Source organism: Acetivibrio straminisolvens JCM 21531, from assembly GCF_000521465.1.
Taxonomy (GTDB): Bacteria; Bacillota; Clostridia; order Acetivibrionales; family Acetivibrionaceae; genus Hungateiclostridium; species Hungateiclostridium straminisolvens.
Map to the genome: position 1 here is coordinate 1 of NZ_BAVR01000045.1, position 18,000 is coordinate 18,000.

Annotated in this window: 16 protein-coding genes; 13 read left to right on the plus strand and 3 right to left on the minus strand. The window is 33.6% G+C overall.

Going from position 1 to position 18,000, the window contains the following annotated elements; translation table 11 throughout:
• Positions 1–107: 107 nt before the first annotated feature.
• On the plus strand, positions 108–824 hold the full coding sequence (locus JCM21531_RS11955; RefSeq protein WP_038290195.1) for a hypothetical protein: 717 nt from the start codon (positions 108–110) through the stop codon (positions 822–824).
• A gap of 58 nt (positions 825–882) precedes the next feature.
• On the opposite strand, the gene JCM21531_RS11960 is transcribed toward JCM21531_RS11955, so the two are convergent.
• Positions 883–2,019, minus strand: coding sequence for a SpoIIE family protein phosphatase (locus tag JCM21531_RS11960; protein ID WP_038290198.1), 1,137 nt, complete (start codon positions 2,017–2,019; stop codon positions 883–885).
• Positions 2,020–2,266: 247 nt separating this feature from the next.
• Here JCM21531_RS11960 and yyaC point away from each other — a divergent pair, with 247 nt between their 5' ends.
• Entirely contained in the window at positions 2,267–2,857 is a 591-nt protein-coding gene (gene yyaC, locus JCM21531_RS11965) for a spore protease YyaC (protein WP_038290201.1), read from the plus strand.
• Positions 2,858–2,952: 95 nt separating this feature from the next.
• Complete coding sequence (gene rd, locus JCM21531_RS11970; RefSeq protein ID WP_038290204.1) at positions 2,953–3,111, plus strand: rubredoxin; 159 nt, start codon at positions 2,953–2,955, stop codon at positions 3,109–3,111.
• A 59-nt stretch (positions 3,112–3,170) separates the two neighbouring features.
• Here the strand turns inward: rd and JCM21531_RS19325 are convergent, their stop codons facing one another.
• Positions 3,171–3,311, minus strand: a complete 141-nt coding sequence (locus JCM21531_RS19325) for a hypothetical protein (RefSeq protein ID WP_173400192.1) — start codon at positions 3,309–3,311, stop codon at positions 3,171–3,173.
• 493 nt (positions 3,312–3,804) lie between these two features.
• Between JCM21531_RS19325 and JCM21531_RS11975 the strand changes: the two genes are divergently transcribed.
• The 8 genes from JCM21531_RS11975 to JCM21531_RS12000 all read left to right on the plus strand — a co-directional run bounded on the left by JCM21531_RS11975 (position 3,805) and on the right by JCM21531_RS12000 (position 10,334).
• Complete coding sequence (locus tag JCM21531_RS11975) at positions 3,805–4,140, plus strand: STAS domain-containing protein (RefSeq protein WP_038290207.1); 336 nt, start codon at positions 3,805–3,807, stop codon at positions 4,138–4,140.
• A 188-nt stretch (positions 4,141–4,328) separates the two neighbouring features.
• Positions 4,329–4,613, plus strand: coding sequence for a gamma-glutamyl-gamma-aminobutyrate hydrolase family protein (locus JCM21531_RS23885; protein ID WP_279379049.1), 285 nt, complete (start codon positions 4,329–4,331; stop codon positions 4,611–4,613).
• A complete protein-coding gene (locus tag JCM21531_RS11980; protein ID WP_279379050.1) occupies positions 4,598–5,044 on the plus strand; it encodes a gamma-glutamyl-gamma-aminobutyrate hydrolase family protein in 447 nt (148 codons plus the stop codon). Before JCM21531_RS23885 ends, JCM21531_RS11980 begins: the two co-directional genes overlap by 16 nt.
• A 173-nt stretch (positions 5,045–5,217) precedes the next feature.
• Positions 5,218–6,111, plus strand: a complete 894-nt coding sequence (locus tag JCM21531_RS11985) for a hypothetical protein (RefSeq protein ID WP_038290209.1) — start codon at positions 5,218–5,220, stop codon at positions 6,109–6,111.
• Between the two features lie 66 nt (positions 6,112–6,177).
• A complete protein-coding gene (locus JCM21531_RS11990) occupies positions 6,178–6,300 on the plus strand; it encodes a cyclic lactone autoinducer peptide (protein ID WP_038290211.1) in 123 nt (40 codons plus the stop codon).
• 278 nt (positions 6,301–6,578) lie between these two features.
• Positions 6,579–6,731: a hypothetical protein gene (locus JCM21531_RS19330; protein ID WP_173400193.1), complete on the plus strand. Its 153-nt coding sequence runs from the start codon at positions 6,579–6,581 to the stop codon at positions 6,729–6,731.
• 289 nt (positions 6,732–7,020) lie between these two features.
• A complete protein-coding gene (locus tag JCM21531_RS11995; RefSeq protein ID WP_038290214.1) occupies positions 7,021–9,438 on the plus strand; it encodes a CotH kinase family protein in 2,418 nt (805 codons plus the stop codon).
• Between the two features lie 29 nt (positions 9,439–9,467).
• Positions 9,468–10,334, plus strand: a complete 867-nt coding sequence (locus JCM21531_RS12000; RefSeq protein ID WP_038290216.1) for a carbohydrate-binding domain-containing protein — start codon at positions 9,468–9,470, stop codon at positions 10,332–10,334.
• Between the two features lie 138 nt (positions 10,335–10,472).
• On the opposite strand, the gene JCM21531_RS12005 is transcribed toward JCM21531_RS12000, so the two are convergent.
• Complete coding sequence (locus JCM21531_RS12005; RefSeq protein WP_038290218.1) at positions 10,473–11,348, minus strand: class I SAM-dependent methyltransferase; 876 nt, start codon at positions 11,346–11,348, stop codon at positions 10,473–10,475.
• Positions 11,349–13,408: 2,060 nt separating this feature from the next.
• Between JCM21531_RS12005 and JCM21531_RS12010 the strand changes: the two genes are divergently transcribed.
• Complete coding sequence (locus tag JCM21531_RS12010) at positions 13,409–14,083, plus strand: hypothetical protein (RefSeq protein WP_038290220.1); 675 nt, start codon at positions 13,409–13,411, stop codon at positions 14,081–14,083.
• Positions 14,044–17,907: a fibronectin type III domain-containing protein gene (locus tag JCM21531_RS12015; RefSeq protein WP_038290223.1), complete on the plus strand. Its 3,864-nt coding sequence runs from the start codon at positions 14,044–14,046 to the stop codon at positions 17,905–17,907. The genes JCM21531_RS12010 and JCM21531_RS12015 overlap by 40 nt, the downstream gene beginning before the upstream one ends.
• Positions 17,908–18,000 lie beyond the last annotated feature (93 nt).

An 18,000-nucleotide genomic window follows, 5' to 3' on the forward strand; every position in this document is an offset into this window, starting at 1 on the left:
ATAATTTATATTAGTCTATGTATATTATGTAAAAGCAAGATGATATTGAGGGACTTGCTATTAGTCCTAAGTTTTTAATTAATAAGATAAATTAGGACAGAATACCTGTGAAGATATATAAGAAAATTGCAATTACACTAGTGCTGGTTGGTGTTGTGACTATAGCAGGATCTTTTTGTTACAGTCATATAACAGGAAATGCGAATGAGAACAATTCTGAAATTAATATGGGTGGTTCAATTAAATCAAGTTTTAAAATTGAAATTGAGCCAATGTCAGTTTCGGCATCTTCAATGGGTGATGAAATAGATTGGTTAAATGAATCTGATTTGATTGTAAGATTGAAAATAACCGACTTGGATTCTACAAAGTATTTGGAGGATTCTTTTTTCGGAGAAGTTGAGTATAAAATCTTTAATGTAGAGGTGCTGGAAACATATAAAGGTAAATGTCCTAAGGACCTTAAGATAGGGCTAAGCCAGCTCTCATTTTCTTCAGACGAAGCAGTTTCTGACATTGTAATGGGAGAGGAATATATTTTGCATCTAATGAAAACTCTAACGCATGGGGAAAATGTTTATAACGTTAAGACTAACAAGGCATATGTTTATAAATTAATAAAAGACGGTAAGAATGACAGTGAAAAAATATTTATGAGGGAAAGCAGTGAGAATCCGCATTATTCGGAACTGGGATTAAAAGAAGAATTAACCTTAAAAGAATATAAAAATGTCATAAAATCTATAATTAAAAAAGATAGAGGCACGAAAGAAGAACTTGAAAAAATACTGATAAAGCCCTCAGAAAAGGATTTATCTGAATAATAACTTTTAATAGATAAAGAAAAGGCCTTACCAGATTACTACGGTAAGCCTTTTCTAATTAAATAACTTCTAGCAAGGCCATTGTAATATCGTCTATTATTTTATTGAAATTTTTGATATTAGCAAATTCCATAGCAGCATCTATGATACGGTCAAGGGTTATTGCAGGGCTCAGTTTTTCTCCCAGCAATATATTAAGAAGCCTTTCTTCACCAAACTGTTCACTTTTGTTATTTCGCAATTCTACAATACCATCGGTATACATAAACAATCGGTCGCCTTTTGCGATGGAAATACTTTTTTCAGTGTACCCTGGGTTGTCAATCCAGTCGCTGATAGGGACTCCAGGTATTCTAAGGATATCAAACCTTTGGCTTTCGTGATTGAACAGTATGGGACTTGCGTTATGTCCTGCATTTGAATATGTTATGCTCTTGTTTTTGGTGTCAATTATCGCATAAAACACCGTAATATATAGCTCCTGGTCATAATAATCCCGGTTAAACTCTTTATAAAGCTGATTTAGAGCCTCGGCGGGCGAAAGGGTCCTTTTATTTATTGAGGAACGGAGGAATACGGTCAGCATTGAAGCAGGTACTCCATGTCCGGATACATCGGCGATATATATGCCGATGTGGTCTTTGTCAATCTTGAATATATCCAAAAAGTCTCCGCCAATAGCTTCACAGGGCCTGTAAACATATGAGAAATCGATTTTGTCCCGGGGCAATTCTTTCGGAAGAAGGCTGCACTGAAGTCTCCTTGCCATGTTGAGCTCGCTTTGGAGCTTTTTATTATGTTCAAGGATTTTCTTCTGCATTTTCTTCATCTCGGTTATATCCCGAAGAACTTCAACTACAGAGGTAATTTTGCCGTTTTCATCCCTAATGGGGGAACTCATAACAGAGAAAATTTTGTCCCCTATAATCTCTTCCTTGCTTTGGATTGTTCCTTCAAAAACGGCCTTTCTTGAAGTACAGTTTTCACAGGGCTCACTTTTTCCGATGGCCTCATAACATTTTTCCCCGATTAAATTTTTACCCAGCGCTTTTGACATGGAATCATTGGCAAAGATTATATTGTCATTAATATCAATGACCCTTACCCAGTCATACATTCCGTTTATAATTTGCTCTACAAAAGTTTTATGTTCAACGTTATCTGCAAAGTAAATTTTTTTATTCAATGCATCCATAACCGGTATCCTTTCATACTGGGGTAAAAATCCCCGGACCAATGAAATATAATTAACCGAAAATTCGGGTTATAAAACCATGAATAAAGCCATAATTTCCTATATATTATAACAAAGGGGGCTTGTAATATCAATATCACGTAATTTTATATAAGGGAAAAATATAAAAATAAAGTAATAAAATAACTGTCTGCGGAAATAATATAAATAGTGACTGTAAACAAATATAAAAATTGGGAGATTTGATATGCTGGTAAAAACAGTTTGTAAGCAGGTACGGATTGATGTAAACAGTGACTGGGCTTTTAAGAAATTTGCCGATGCATTGTATATGCTGATAAGCAATTCATTTAAAAGCGGTTATAAGTCGATTGTATTTGTGTGTATAGGAACGGACAGGTCGACAGGAGACAGTCTTGGGCCTTTGGTAGGCTATAAGATAAACGACATTAGCTATGAAAACGTTTATGTCCATGGGAGCTTGGATGAACCTGTTCATGCAAAGAACCTCGATACAGTTATGGAAGGAATTCGCAAACGCTATGACAAGCCTCTTATTGTTGCAATTGATGCTTGCCTTGGAAAAATGGATCATGTAGGTTTTATAACTGTAGGAGAGGGTTCTATCAAGCCCGGGTCCGGTGTTAACAAGGACCTTGCACCGGTAGGCGATATATACGTAACCGGCATTGTCAATTTTGGCGGGTTTATGGATTACATGATACTTCAGAACACTCGTCTTAGTATAGTAATGAAAATGGCAGACATTATATCAATGGGGATTAGATATGTTCTGTGGAAATTGAACTGCAATTCTGAGCTGTCATCCGTGCTGTGACAATAAACTTTATTGGAGAATATATATTTTATGTTTTCAAGAGATATAATAATTGGTATAATATATTATCATATCGTATTACAGGAGGTAATAAGATGGAAAAATATGTTTGCACGGCATGCGGGTACATATATGACCCTGCGGAAGGTGATCCGGACGGAGGAATAGCTCCGGGTACAGCGTTTGAGGATATTCCTGATGATTGGGTATGTCCTATATGTGGAGTTGGAAAGGATATGTTTGAAAAAGAATAGAAATTAAAAAACGGGGCCTAATAGTCCCGTTTTTGTGTATTGTGTCGAGTTGCCGAGTTTTACTGTACAATATCAATAAGTGATTTATCTACCCATTTAACATAATTTTCTTCAATAAAGATCAAAACCTCATCATCGAGCCAGGTCAAAACAACAGCATCATTATCAATATACCTGACTTTTTTTCCTGTGTAGAACATACTATTCCTCCTATCTTTTGTAAGGTGCATTATACTTATTTTTATTTTATATGGAGCTTAAGTATATATAGAAATTGGTACGAAGAAAATAGTACGAAGATTTTTATGTACAATTACAATATCGGCATAGAAACATTTTACTTTAGCCTTTAGTACAATTTAATTGCAAAAATTTGTTTTGTTTTTCTATATTTATTCTTTGTTCTAAATATGTTTGTATTTTATTGAAATAATATGTTGGTTGATGTATAATATTATTTAGCATTCTTTTTTGTTCACAATCGCAGTTTCCGTATGAAAATATATTGAAACTGTCTTTTGAAGTCTGCTTACCTTCTTGTTTTAAAAAACAGGGCTGTTTTTTCAGGAATAAAGTAAAAACAATTGTAAAATATTTTAATTTGACGATAATCAATAAGGGTAGTAAATTTAATATAAGGCCGTTACAACTCTGCAGCTTTATTTACAAAAAAACCTGAAGGAGGTTATAAATATGAAAGTTGAAAAAAAAGAGGTGGAAGGCGTTAAAATTGTAAAACTTACAGGGCAGATAAGGATTTCTACTCAAAATGAGTTTAAGGATTTATTGGATAATCTTGCAAGGGAAAATGAAGGTAAGACAGTTATAATCAGTATGGATGGAGTAATATATATGAACAGTGCAGGACTGGGAATTATTATCGATACTTATAAAAAGTTTAAGGAGAAGAAGGGAAGAATGATACTGTGCAACCTTACCCCCGATATCTCGAAGCTTTTTGAGGTAACAAGGCTGAACAGGTTTATAGAAATTTACGGTACCGAAGCTGAAGCTTTAAGCAAGGTATAAAGGTATTGATATATAATAAAAATATAGAGGCTCATTTGGATTTAAAGTGGGCTGTTTTAAAAATAAGACGGCGTCTTTGGGTTGAGATAATTTACTTGACTGAAAGACGCTTTTTTCATTAGAGTCATATATATAATATATATGACTGTCACGGAGCTAAATATTGCGAAATGGAGGCGTAAAAGCATATGGTAAAGAATAGGCCCATAATTGGAATAACACCATGGTTTGACTACAATGAGAATAAAATGTATATTAATAATGTATACTGTGAAGCTATAATCTTATCGGGAGGACTGCCTGTTCTTCTTCCGATTGTAGAAGATGATGGGTTGCTGTCGGAAATGATTGAGGAATTCGACGGCTTTCTGCTTTCGGGAGGACCTGACTTGGATGCCGCGCACTGGGAGAGTGGAATTATAAGTATAATGGGGAAATTTCCCCTTACCGCGATAAGATGGAGCTTTTTATAGCGAAGAAAGCAGTGGCAAAAGACAAACCGATATTCGGAATTTGCAGAGGCATACAGGTTTTGAATGTTGCGATTGGAGGAACGCTGTACCAGGATATATATTCGCAAAATACGGATAAAGAGCTGATCAAGCATTCACAAACTGCTCCAAAGTGGTATCCGACACATAAAGTTAAGCTCGAAGAGGGCTCCATAGTAAAAAGGGCGCATGGTGCCGAAATAATAGCTGTAAACTCTTTCCACCACCAGGCAATCAGGGAGCCTGCTCCGGAATTTATTGTTACCGGAAGAAGTGAAGACGGCATAATTGAAGCAATTGAACATAGGAATTGCAAATTTGCTGTGGGAGTACAATGGCATCCCGAACATATGTGGAATAAAGATTCGTCTTTTTTGAATCTTTTTAAATCCTTTGTTAAATCATGTCTATAATTAACCGAATAGAATGTTATGTAAAATAAAGGGTCACAAGGGAAACAAAACGTTGATTTTTTGGACAAAGATATTAAAAAATAAGTCGAAAAACATTAGTATTTGGTACATGGGTTGAAAAATGTGTTGCTATATGATAATTTATAATTAACAAAAATGAGAGGGTTCCTTATATGTGGGGTTCAATTATATATTTTGTTGCAGTCTCATTACCGGAACAGTTTCTAATGGCTTTATTTACTTGGCTAATTTTAGGTAAACACAAAACGGCAAAATTTTATAATGTAGTAGCTGTGGGAATTAGTGCGGCTGCTTTGTTTAGAATAAGCCAAGTTGTTATTTCGGCTTTGTTTGGAGCGACAAATCAGGCTGTGCTGCAGGGTATGCTCACAACGGTAGTTCAGGTATGTGGTTTCTTAGCTTTAGTGTTGTTGATTTATAGGGTGAATATTACAGAGTCGATTATTGGCTCGTTGGTTATGATAGTGGTTTTTACTGTAGCACAGGGCACGACAATAAACACTTTGTTCCTTTTCTTCGGATGGTCTAGAGAGGAGTTCGTTAGTAATCAATATTTAACGATAGCATGTGCATTTGTTTACTTCATTGTAATGGTATTAATATGTTACTTTGTATATGAGTTCAATTTGAATATTAAATATTTAAAGAATAAATCGAAGGACAAGCCGTATACAAGCCGGGTTAAGTTTCTGATTTTGCAATTGTCGTTTAGCTATGTGAATTTGCTTATTATATATTACTTGTTTTTTAACAATATCAGTGTTTTCGAGACTTTTGCCAATAAAATTCTTATTATATTCTGCTTTTTAATTAACATTATTTTCACAGTTATTCTGGTGAAAAGTGTGTTTAAGATGGGAGAGATAATTCAAAAGGAAGAAGAGCTGAAAAGAAAATATGACGGAAGAGAATTTATTCAGAATATAGATTACATGAAAACCCTTATTGACGAGAAGCAGTATGATGAAATTAAAAAGTTTCTTAATTCCATGAAGGACGATATTGACAACAAAATCGTAAGCGAAATGGACAAAGAGAAAGATTAACTAAGGACTAATAGAATAAAGCTGCAATGCTTGTTCTATTAAATAAAAAAATAGGGGGATGTTATTATGAAAGGTAAAGTATTAGGTGTAGTTTCTGCGGTATTATTTGTGGTTGCATCAATGGTGGCAAGTTCAGCTTCGTACATGTTCTTATATCAACCGAGAACACCGAAAGCATTACAAAAATAACATCTCGCAAGACGACTTCATGGGGAAGAGAATTATTTAGGGGATAAGATTTGTACATCATCTTATCACAAGAAAAATGACATAAATACATAATAAGTTTATTTTAAGCGCCAGATTACAGGCGCTTTTTTGATGCTAATGCTGCCATTAAATGTGTCTCTTTTTTAGAATAATAACTTTCTTTTTTTCATATTTTAATATTATAATCGATAACTTTTTTAGCAATTTGACCGTATGATATAGCAAACCGAAAAAAATGTATAATTGGATGTGGTATTGTGTATAAGAAGGGAATGCACGGAGTAACAGAACTTAGTAAGAAAGATAGGAAAGTGCTTGATAAATATACTAAGTCTTACTCTAATTTCATTGAAAGCAATACAGTAAAGCCCGAAATGCTGCAAGAAAAGCTTTCTACAACTAAAAGCTGATTGGAATTTCTGTAAGATATACAGGTATGATCCTTCGGGATTTTACCTGTATTTTTTATTTGGCCTCTTGGAATGAAAGAGGCAAAAGCGAAGTTTATTTTAAAATTAGCAGGGGAAACTGCAAAAAGCAGTGTGAAAAGGGATGAGAAAATCTACGTTTGAATATCAATTGAGGCAGTAATTGACATGCAATTAAAATAAAAGTATAATATTACATAATAGTTACATTAAAGATATATTAATAAGAAGTGAGAAAGGGGAGTTCATTTCTTATTGAACGATAGGCCTTATGATAGCGAAAAGAAGAGTTCTTGCTACAATACTTTCTTTGTTTGTGCCAGTTATTTTGCTTACCGGTGGTCTTTACTTTAATTCTAAGATACATAACTTTGAGAAGTATGAAACTATAGAACCTACTGAAAAAGAATACGGATATACATTATACATATGTAAGAGCTGCGGTAAAGTAAAGACTGACGATTATGTCGAACCGACAAGTTACTTATTGCCTAATATTGTAATTAATGAGGTGTGCAGTTCTAATAATAGTATTTTGCCTGATGAAAATGGGGATTGCTTTGATTGGGTAGAATTATACAATCCTACTGATAGGGTTATTAATTTGTCTGGATTTGGCTTGTCCGATAAAAAGTCTGATTTATTTAGATATACTTTTGGAGATATTGAGATTAGACCAAAGGAATATCTAGTTGTTTATGCAGTGGGTGATGAGGTCGTAGAAAGTTCCAATACAGATAGAATATATGCCAATTTCAAGTTGACTTCAAAAGGTGAATCTTTATTTCTTACACTTCCCAATGGAAAAGTTGTGGATAAAATAACCTATCCTGAATTAAAAGGTGACGAATCTTATAGTAGATTTGAAGTGAATAATAATGTTGCTTATAAAATCACTAAGGGGACCCCAATGGAAGAAAACAGAGAATTTATTGCTGTTCAAGCTCCTGTTTTCTCAGCAGATTCGGGATTTTATAGTGATTCATTTATGTTAAGCTTAACATCTGAACCTGGTACAGAGATTTATTATACACTTGATAGTACAGAGCCAAATATGAATTCAATAAAGTATGAAGGTCCTATTTTGATTAAAAATGCAACTTACAATGAGAATGTTTATCGACTTAAAAAGGATACAACTACTGATAATGAAAAATTCCCCAAAGACTTGGTAGATAAAGCGACTATTATTAGGGCAGTTGCATATGACAAAGACGGAAATAGCAGTGATATTGTTACAAAGAGCTATTTTGTAGGCTTGGATAAATATAAGAATACTAATGTTGTTTCCATGGTTACAGACCCAGCTAATTTGTTTGATGATGAAAAGGGTATTTATGTTAAAGGAACTTTGTACAAACAGTGGGAACTGGGAGGAAAAGTAGGAGAAGAACCATTGCCAAATTGGAAGAATCGGGGATTTCTTTGGGAGAGACTTGCGGAAATCACTTATTTTGATAAAGGGGATTTAGTTCTAGAACAAAGACTTGGCATAAGAATACGTGGAGCTGTTAGCAGAAAAAGACAGATGAAAAACTTCAATGTATTTGCAAGGAAATTCTATAATGGTCAAAACAGATTATTAACTCCATTATTTGATGAAATATCTTCACAAAAGTCATTTGTTTTACGTGCTGGTAATTACAAAGAAGGGTTTTTGCAAAGTTTAGTTGCAGACCGTAATATTTCAACACAATTAGCAAAACTATGTGCGCTCTTTATAGATGGTGAATATTGGGGAGATTATCAAATAATGGAGAAGTACAGTGTTCATTATATTGAAGAACATTATAAAATAGATAAAGATAATGTGAGTATTCTAAAACGCGGGCAGCTAGAAGCAGGCAATGAGGAATGTGTAAAGGATTACAATGAGTTGTTGAGTTTTATAAAGAATCATGATTTGTCAGTGAAAGAAAACTATGATTATGTTTGTGAACGTGCTGACATTCAAAGTTTAGTTGATTTTTACTGTACGCAGATTTATATAAATAATATTGACTTTTCTTACAGACAAAATGTTCAAATTTGGAGATCTGAAGCAAAATCAAGTAATCCATATGAGGATGCAAGATGGAGATGGATGTTATATGATCTGGATGCTTCTATATATAAAAAAGAGAATGACATTAAATATTTTTACGACTTTAATATGTTTACAGAGGATTCTCCTTTTTCCAAAGGAATTTATCAAGATCCTTTTATAAGTAATTTGATGAAGAACGAAGAGTTTTGTAAGCAATTTGTAAATACATTTATGGATCTTGCAAATTATAATTTCAATAAAGATATTGTGAAAGAAAAGCTATATAAAGTGACAGATAATCCTGAAAAATCAATGATTGAATTTTTTGAAAACAGATTTGACTATATTACAAAATACATGGCTGATTTCTTTAATTTAAAAGGTAAGCTGACTAATGTAACTCTACATATTAATAATCCTGAAGAAGGTACTATTAAATTAAACACGCTGCCTGACAGCATTACAAATGGTAAGTGGAGTGGCAAATATTACACCGATTACGAAATAACTGTAACAGCAATTGCTAAAGAAGGCTATTCTTTTGATGGTTGGAAGATAGAGGGGGCAGAGATTGTTGGAAATAAGAATTCTCAAACAATATCTGTTAAACTCATTGACAACCAGGATTGCAGCATTGAGGCAGTATTCAAAAAATTAAACTAAAATAAATACAGAAGGGGAGTTGGAACAAAGTGGGGATTAGAAAACTTATTTTAGCGACAAGTATCTTAATAGCACTAACTTTAACAGGATGCGGAGATAAAGGAACCGGAGCAGTTCAGCAAAACGGAGTTTCAACGGGTGAAATTAATGCGAAAATAGTATTTGATAATGATAAAGTTAATGCTGACACTGTTGACGGGTTAAGTATTAGTGAAAGAGAAGTTAAAATCACAAAACCGGGACTGTATACATTTAGCGGGACTTGGAGCGACGGTCAGATACTGGTTGATGTGGGTAAAGAATCTGAGGCTGTCTTAGTGCTCGATGGGGTAAACATTACAAATAAAAAATCAGCACCGATATATGTAAAGAGTGCTGAAAAAGTAAAAATCGAGCTGGCCGACGGAAAGGATAATGTTTTGACGGATGCTGAATTTTATGAATTTGATGATCCTCAGGATAACAAGCCAAATGCCTGCCTTTACGGCAAAGATGATATTACTATAAAGGGCAACGGAAATTTAATAGTTAATGCAAATTATAATAATGGAATCGGCACAAGCAACGATTTAAAAATAACAGGTGGAAATATTACTGTCAGAGCTTTTAATAACGGTCTAAAAGGGAATGACAGTGTGACCATAAGCGGTGGTAATATTGATATTACGTCAGAGGCTGATGGAATTAAGGTAGATAATGCGGAGGAAGTTCATAAAGGATTTGTAAATATAACCGGAGGCTCGCTAAAAATCAGGGCAAAAGATGATGCAATAGACAGTGTAAGAAGTGTTACCGTTAATAATGCTGATGTTAAAGTAAGTGTCGGTGGCCGGGAAATAAAATGTGAAGGTATCTTAAATATAGCTGAAGGCTGCATAAGCCCATTGGAAGAGTAAGAAGATTCTTTAAATTTAAATAAATATATGCAAAAGTCGGGGCATCCCGACTTTTATTCTTTTTTGCTTAGACTATTACGTCTATAGATTGAACTGTAAATTTTTACTGTTACGGATTTGTTGGCGTTTTAAAAATATTTACTTAGAACCGATAATATTTATTATTGTAAATGGCACAAAGAGCGGAACATCTCCAATTTTTAATTTTGTTGTAACAGAACTCAGCCCACGCATGCCCATCTTTGATAAAAATACGGCAATGGGCCAGGCATGTGAAGATATAAACATCTGAATATTTTTAAAACCGTTTTGCTCAAACAATCGTGATATTGAATTATGATTATACAGGCAAACATGCTCCGGAGGGATGAAAAACGGCCATTTTTTTCCTAATATTTTGTACCACATTCCGCCTAAAAAAGGAGTGGAAACAACTAAAGAGCCGTTTGGAGTCATGTAATTTTGTATTTCTTTGATAAATGTGTTTGGATTGTAAACATGTTCAAGCACACTAAAAGTTATTACGCAGTCAAATTTGGCGGGTGTATCATTAGGAATGGCTTCAAGTCCGCCGCAATAAACATTGTCTGCAAACTTTTTTGCATGGCTTACGGCTTCGCCGGAAAAATCCGTACCGATTCTATAATCAAAATAACCTTTTGCTTCATCCAACAGAAAACCGAAACCGCATCCGATTTCCAGGAGCTTTCCGCCTGTTATATTTCGTTTATGTAATTCTTTCATATATTTTGAGAAAGTACTGCGCAGAGCTTTTTCTTGTATTTCATATCCTGTTCCTGCACTATATTCTGAATAGAAACTGTCTTGAGAATAATATGATAATAATGACTCTTCGCTAAGTCTGGGATTCAAATATACCAACTGACAATTATTGCACTTATTGTATTTATATGAATTTATTTCATAAAGCAAATTGCTTGATTTCGTATTACACAAAGGGCATGAAGTGTATTCAAGGGAATCCGTGTCGGGAAGGAATACTTTAGATGACATATTAATTACACCGCCTTTAATAGTTTTTTGCAAACAACTAAAACAACAATAGATTCCAATTATAATAAAAATAAAAAATATTAATAAATAAGATATTTTGTAGCCAACAAAGCACCTAAAATATTACAGTAATATAATATCATGCACATAAATCGACAAATAAGTAATATTAACCTATCTTATTGATTATATCTTATTCTTGTTTCAAAAGTCAAATATCAAAAAAGTATAAGTTTGTGGTTGACAAAGGGATATTGTGTTTGCCCAGGAATTCTGCAAAGAATTTTTAAAATATGTCATCACAGTATATGCTGTATGAGGTAAGAAGCGTTATGTAGCGCTTTGAATATAATACTGTAAGCCTTTGCGCATGATAACAATCAATATTAGTACTACATCATAGTAATACCAGAATTCATTTATTGCAATAGAAACCATGTTAAAATACAAATGTTGAAATAAAATTAAAAAAATTCTTCTGAGAGTATTTGCAGGAGATTGGTTCATGCTTTTATCTTGCCACTGAATTACCAGTCTATTGACAAAAGAGAAAAATAAACATAAAATAGAAAAATAAGAGAGTGGAAGAATTATTTATTAGAAACATGTATAAGTATCATATTGATAGGGATTATAACTAAAAAATCAGTTTTTAGACAGTTAATACATAAATACGGTAATATAGAAAGTTAATTGTTGTATTAAGAAAAAGGGATTCAAGGATTTTATGTATGTTACTGATAGTGTTTACTGTCAAATAAATGCTAAAAGGCTCAAGTAAAGATGGCAAGACTGATGAGGTTTTTTAAATAATTTCTATTTCGAAAATGTTCCATTCAAAAAGTTATTGTAATCAAATATAAGTGATGAATAGATGTAGATGGGTTTGGATAAATATGGGGCAGATAGTTAGAAAATATAATTAATATAATCTATAGATTTCCTAATAGCTTCATGTATGAGGATAAAAAATAAAAACACTAAAAGAAAACATAAGAATGGTTTGTATTTGGTAAAAGTATGACAGAATGACTAAAAATCTTAAATAAGATGATTTGCTGAAGGAACTATTGATTATAGGTAAGTTGTTTGTAAAATTCTTTAGACGAATGAGTTGAGATGTCAGTATATGTAATAATATTGGCGAAAATAATGCTATTAACTTTTATAGATCAAACAGAGAAAGTCAATTTGAAGGATTAAAAAGAAGGTATCGGGCAGGTAAAGATGAAAGTACTAACAAAAACTCAGGTAAAGGTATTTTAGATATATTTGAGAACGTAACAGTAATGTCCTTTTTCGCTCAAAAAGTAAACAGTAGAGCTAAAAATGATGCTAATAATCATTTGTTAAGGTGTAGGTCTTGAACGAGCTCTTCTCTTTCTATCTCATAGGAAGTACATAAGAAATTTTTATACTATTTCAATTTAAATGTGATACTCATATAAGGCATAAAAGAATAAAGATTGGAAAATAAGTTGCAATAAACCTAAGTGAGTATTTTTAAGGGGGTGATAGCTTTCTTGATTATGAAAAGTAGATAATCGTATTACCAATAATGGGGTAAAGAAAAAGCATAAGTTGACTGGGGGTGGTAATTAAATTGAAACGAAAGAAACTATTTCCACGTATATTGTCTCAGCCATATTATTGCTGAAGCAAAGAAAATTGCTTCTAGAACTATTAAAAGCACATACTCTTTTATGCTGTCCAAAGCAATATAGTTGAAAGTACAAGCGGGTTTCTCATCAAAGGACGATTCTTTATTAAATAAGAAAGATAAGCTTACTAAAAAAATTGAGGGTCTCTATTACTGTTGTTTACATAATGATGAAAAAACAATGGAATCACACTATGTAATAACTTCGAACTGTAAAATCTTTCATGGTTAATTTCTGCAAAGTTTTAGGATCTATTTTAGCGAATAATTCTTTGGCGATAAAACGAAGAAGTATTCTAATTAAAATTCTAATTAAATAAGAAATCCTCAAACTTCAGAAAGGAGATACCATTGCTTTAAATCTCAAATATCAAAAACTAAAATAAAAGGAGGTCATAAAATGTTTGCTTTATCTAATAAAGCTGTTTTCCGTGTATGGGTTATTATTTTACTTTTTGGGCTTCTTTATATTTTATGCAATGATAATAATGTGCTTGCTCAAGGTGAACCTACCAAAATAAGTACGGAAAATGCAGAACTTTCTGCAGCAGCACCGACAAACTCATGGCAAGACGTAAGAAGTGCTTTTGATGGTGATGAAAGTACGGTATTCCATACAGCAGAAGATGTTGACCATGCATATGTACAGGTATCATTTGCGGAACCAAAAACTGTAGTTGAAATAAGGGCTTTAATTGGAGAAATAGGATATCCTTTTATAACAAATGACTGGTGGGTTGAAGCTGCAGACAGTTTAGAGGATTTAGAGAACATGACAGGTTCATATCGGCTTGTAGTAGACACTCAATATGACATTGCAGGAGAATGGCAGGAAGTATATTTGGAACAACCTGTAACTAGAAAGATATGGAGAGTTTCTGCGAGAAAGAAAATATGGGATAACTCGGTGGGCTTTGTTGAAATAGAGTTTTGGGGCTTTAATGCAGAAGACGAAAAAATAATTAAAAAAATAAATATACTAGAGCAAATTAACACTTTAAATGCAATAATAACTAATACCATAGAGGGGGAGGTATGGAAATTAACAGTGGTATTGATAACTATTCATATATAAAGCAGTGCTTTGATGGGGTAAGTAGTTCTTTTGCAGAAATTTTAGAGGGAGATAGCGCTTATTTACAAATAGAGTTCTCAAACTCGAAAAATATTAATCAAATTAGAATTTATAACGGAATAATACAAGATCAAAAATTAACAATTGAAATGGCTGATTCAGAGGAAGATTTGAAAAGCAAATCTGGTACTTATTATTTAATAAATAGCCAAAGCTACCAAATTACACCTGAAAATTGGATAATAGTTAATGTGCCCAGTGATTTCGTAAGTAATAAGTTTGTTAAATTTAGTTTTACAAAAGCACCAGGAGCCAACACAATAATTATTCCGAAAATTGAATTGTGGAGTGATGATATTACTCCACCAAGTGTTCCGATGAATTTAAATGCAAGACCTCTAGATGCAAGAACTATTGAATTAACGTGGCAGCACTCTTCTGATAATGACAAAGTATCTGGATACAGGGTGTTTAGAAATGGAAATTATATAGGAACTTCAATAACAAATAGATTTACTGATACTTTATTAGATCCTCAGACAACTTATAATTATACTGTATGTGCTTTTGATGCAGTGGACAATGAATCTGCATTAAGCAATACGGTAACGGCAACTACAACTAATTCCATGGAAATAAAAACAGACTACAATGTCATGGTTCTATACTATGATCCCATAATAAAGGCCGGAACTTATTTTACTAAAGTTATCCCCGAGGATATTAAATATTCTGAGCTTTATTCATTATCATTGAAACCAGTAAACGAAAGAGCTCAGGAATTTGCCGACAATATAAGGAGAGCTTCGGGAGGAAGTGTAAATTTCAACATAGTTGAGATTAGAGAAATAAATACCGAAATTCCTGCAAATTGTCCTGAAATGCTGAACTCTGAAGCGTTAATTGAATATATGGAATTTAGGGATCCTAATAAAGATTATGATGTATATCGTCTAGGAGGATTTAATTATCGTAAAGCATTTAAAGATAACAATATCATCGAACTAGTTGAAAATGGTGATGTAGATTTTGTGTGGATTTATACCACGCCTCCTAATAATGGGCTTTCAGAGTCTACTATGGTAGGAAGAGATGCTTACTTCTCAAATGGTATAACATTGTCTGATATTGCTTGTTCCAGAAAGTTTTTAACTTTAATTGGTAGTTCTTATGAATGTTTTGGCCATCATATTGATAATGGAACAGCAAGTAGAATATTTTCAAAGTTACCTAAAAAAACTGAAGTAAGTGTTCTACAATCAGCAGATATTAATAATCAAAGCACAGTGTTAAGAAAGTTAAATGATTGGGAAAAATTCCAACTTACAGATACAATAAATTTTGAGCCTTCTTCTGTATCTCCTAATTATTCCCAGGTCGGTAATATGCATTTCCCTTGTAATGCCGTTATGGAGTATGGATGGGAGTATATAGATGAAAATTTTAATCACTATGATAATTGGAACATAATTGAAGGGACATGGTCAATATACTCTGGAATGTTCAGGGGGTATTCTAACAATGTTGCAAAAGCAACATTAAAATGGAGCACAGGATTTACCTTTAATCAACCTATGGTGTGTAGAAATATGATTTTAGAATCTGATATTATATTAAATTTAGGTAACCAAGGTTCTAGTGCAGGAGTTATTTTTAGGGCAACGGAACATGAAAATTCGGGATTTTTGTTCAAAGGATATTATGTTGGAATCGATGCCAATAATGATAAGGTGTTTATTGCGAAAATAAATAATGGATATAGTGAAATTGCATCGACTTCTATGCCAATATATCTAAATACAGGCTATAAGCTTAAAGTGATTGCTGAAGGCAGAAACATAAAGGTGTATATCAATAATATGGAAGAACCTGCTATTGATATCGATGATGATTCTTTCTTAGGATCGGGGACATTTGGCTATCTCGTAAAAAGTGGACAAGCAAGCTTTGATAATCTATTAATAAACTCAATTGCAGAATCCTATGCAGACACATGGTATAATTATCCTGATCTTGATGGGGAGCCATCAAAAGTGACTTTTGATGACTGGAATGGAGAACAGGATGCATATCAATTGTGGGTTTTTGACCATATTCCTAGGAATCCAGGCATGCATAATGCTATAAATATTTCAAATAACGAAGTATTTGAAGGTATATTAAACAATTGGTGGCCATATATAGTCGACTTTAATAGATTTGATGCTAGTCCGATTACTTATGAGGTAACAGGGTATCCAGTTCCTCCTGTTGTAAAACCTAGTTTGCATATATCCAAAAATTCCTTTGTATTGTCTTGGATAATTCCGCAAAACTCAGGAATACAAGGATGCAACATTTATCGTAATGGAGTTAAAATAGGCTCATCCACCAATGGAATATTTATTGATGATAATATAGAACCATATATTTTATATAACTATGAAATAAAAGCCTACGATTCTTATGGTAATGAATCTATTCCGGTTAATGTATCTGGAAGTGCGTATTTAAATGGAGTATTTACGAAGATAAACATAAATAATGCATCGCTATCCTCAGCAGCACCGACAAACTCATGGCAAGATGTGAGAAGTGCTTTTGATGGTGATGAAAGTACGGTATTCCATACAGCAGAAGATGTTGAACATGCATATGTACAGGTGTCGTTTGAGGAACCAAAAACTGTAGCGGAGATAAGAGTTCTAATTGGAGAAATAGGATATCCTCTTATAAAAAATGACTGGTGGGTTGAAGCTGCAGACAGTTTAGAGGATTTGGAGAAGAAGACAGGTTCATATCGGCTTGTAGTAGACACCCAATATGACATTGCAGGAGAGTGGCAGGAAGTATGTTTGGAACAGCCTGTAACTAAAAAGATATGGAGGGTTTCTGCGAGAAAGAAAATATGGGATAACTCGGTAGGTTTTGTTGAAATAGAGTTTTGGGGAGTTGAATCCCAAATAAGAAAATTAAGTTTGGACGGTGCAGAACTTTCTGCAGCAGCACCGACAAACTCATCGCAAGACGTAAGAAGTGCTTTTGATGGTAATGAAAGTACGGTATTCTATACAGCAGAAGATCTTGAACATGCATATGTACAGGTATCATTTGCGGAACCGAAGACTGTAACTGAAATAAGGGCTTTAATTGGAGAAATAGGATATCCTCTTATAAAAAATGACTGGTGGGTTGAAGCTGCAGACAGTTTAGAGGATTTGGAGAACAAGACAGGTTCATATCAGCTTGTAGTAGACACCCAATATGACATTGCAGGAGAATGGCAGGAAGTATATTTACAACAGCCTGTGACTAAAAAGATATGGAGAGTTTCTGCGAGAAAGAAAATGTGGGATAACTCGGTAGGTTTTGTTGAAATAGAGTTTTGGGGCTTTGAAAGTCCTCTAAAAAAATTAGGTTTGGACGATGCAGAACTTTCTTCAGCAGCACCCACAAACTCATGGCAAGACATAAGAAGTGCTTTTGATGGTAATGAAAGTACGGTATTCCATACAGCAGAAGATGTTGAACATGCATATGTACAGGTATCGTTTGAGGAACCAAAAACTGTAGCGGAGATAAGAGTTCTAATTGGAGAAATAGGATATCCTCTTATAAAAAATGACTGGTGGGTTGAAGCTGCAGACAGTTTAGAGGATTTGGAGAAGAAGACAGGTTCATATCGGCTTGTAGTAGATACCCAATATGACATTGCAGGAGAGTGGCAGGAAGTATGTTTAGAACAGCCTGTAACTAAAAAGATATGGAGGGTTTCTGCGAGAAAGAAAATATGGGATAACTCGGTAGGTTTTGTTGAAATAGAATTTTGGGGCTTCGAGAATTAAGAATCAAAACCGAATCCGTGTTATTTATAAATGCAAGTCATTAAATAACTGCTTATTGACATAAGACAGTAGAAGTTTTTTAAAGAACAGGAT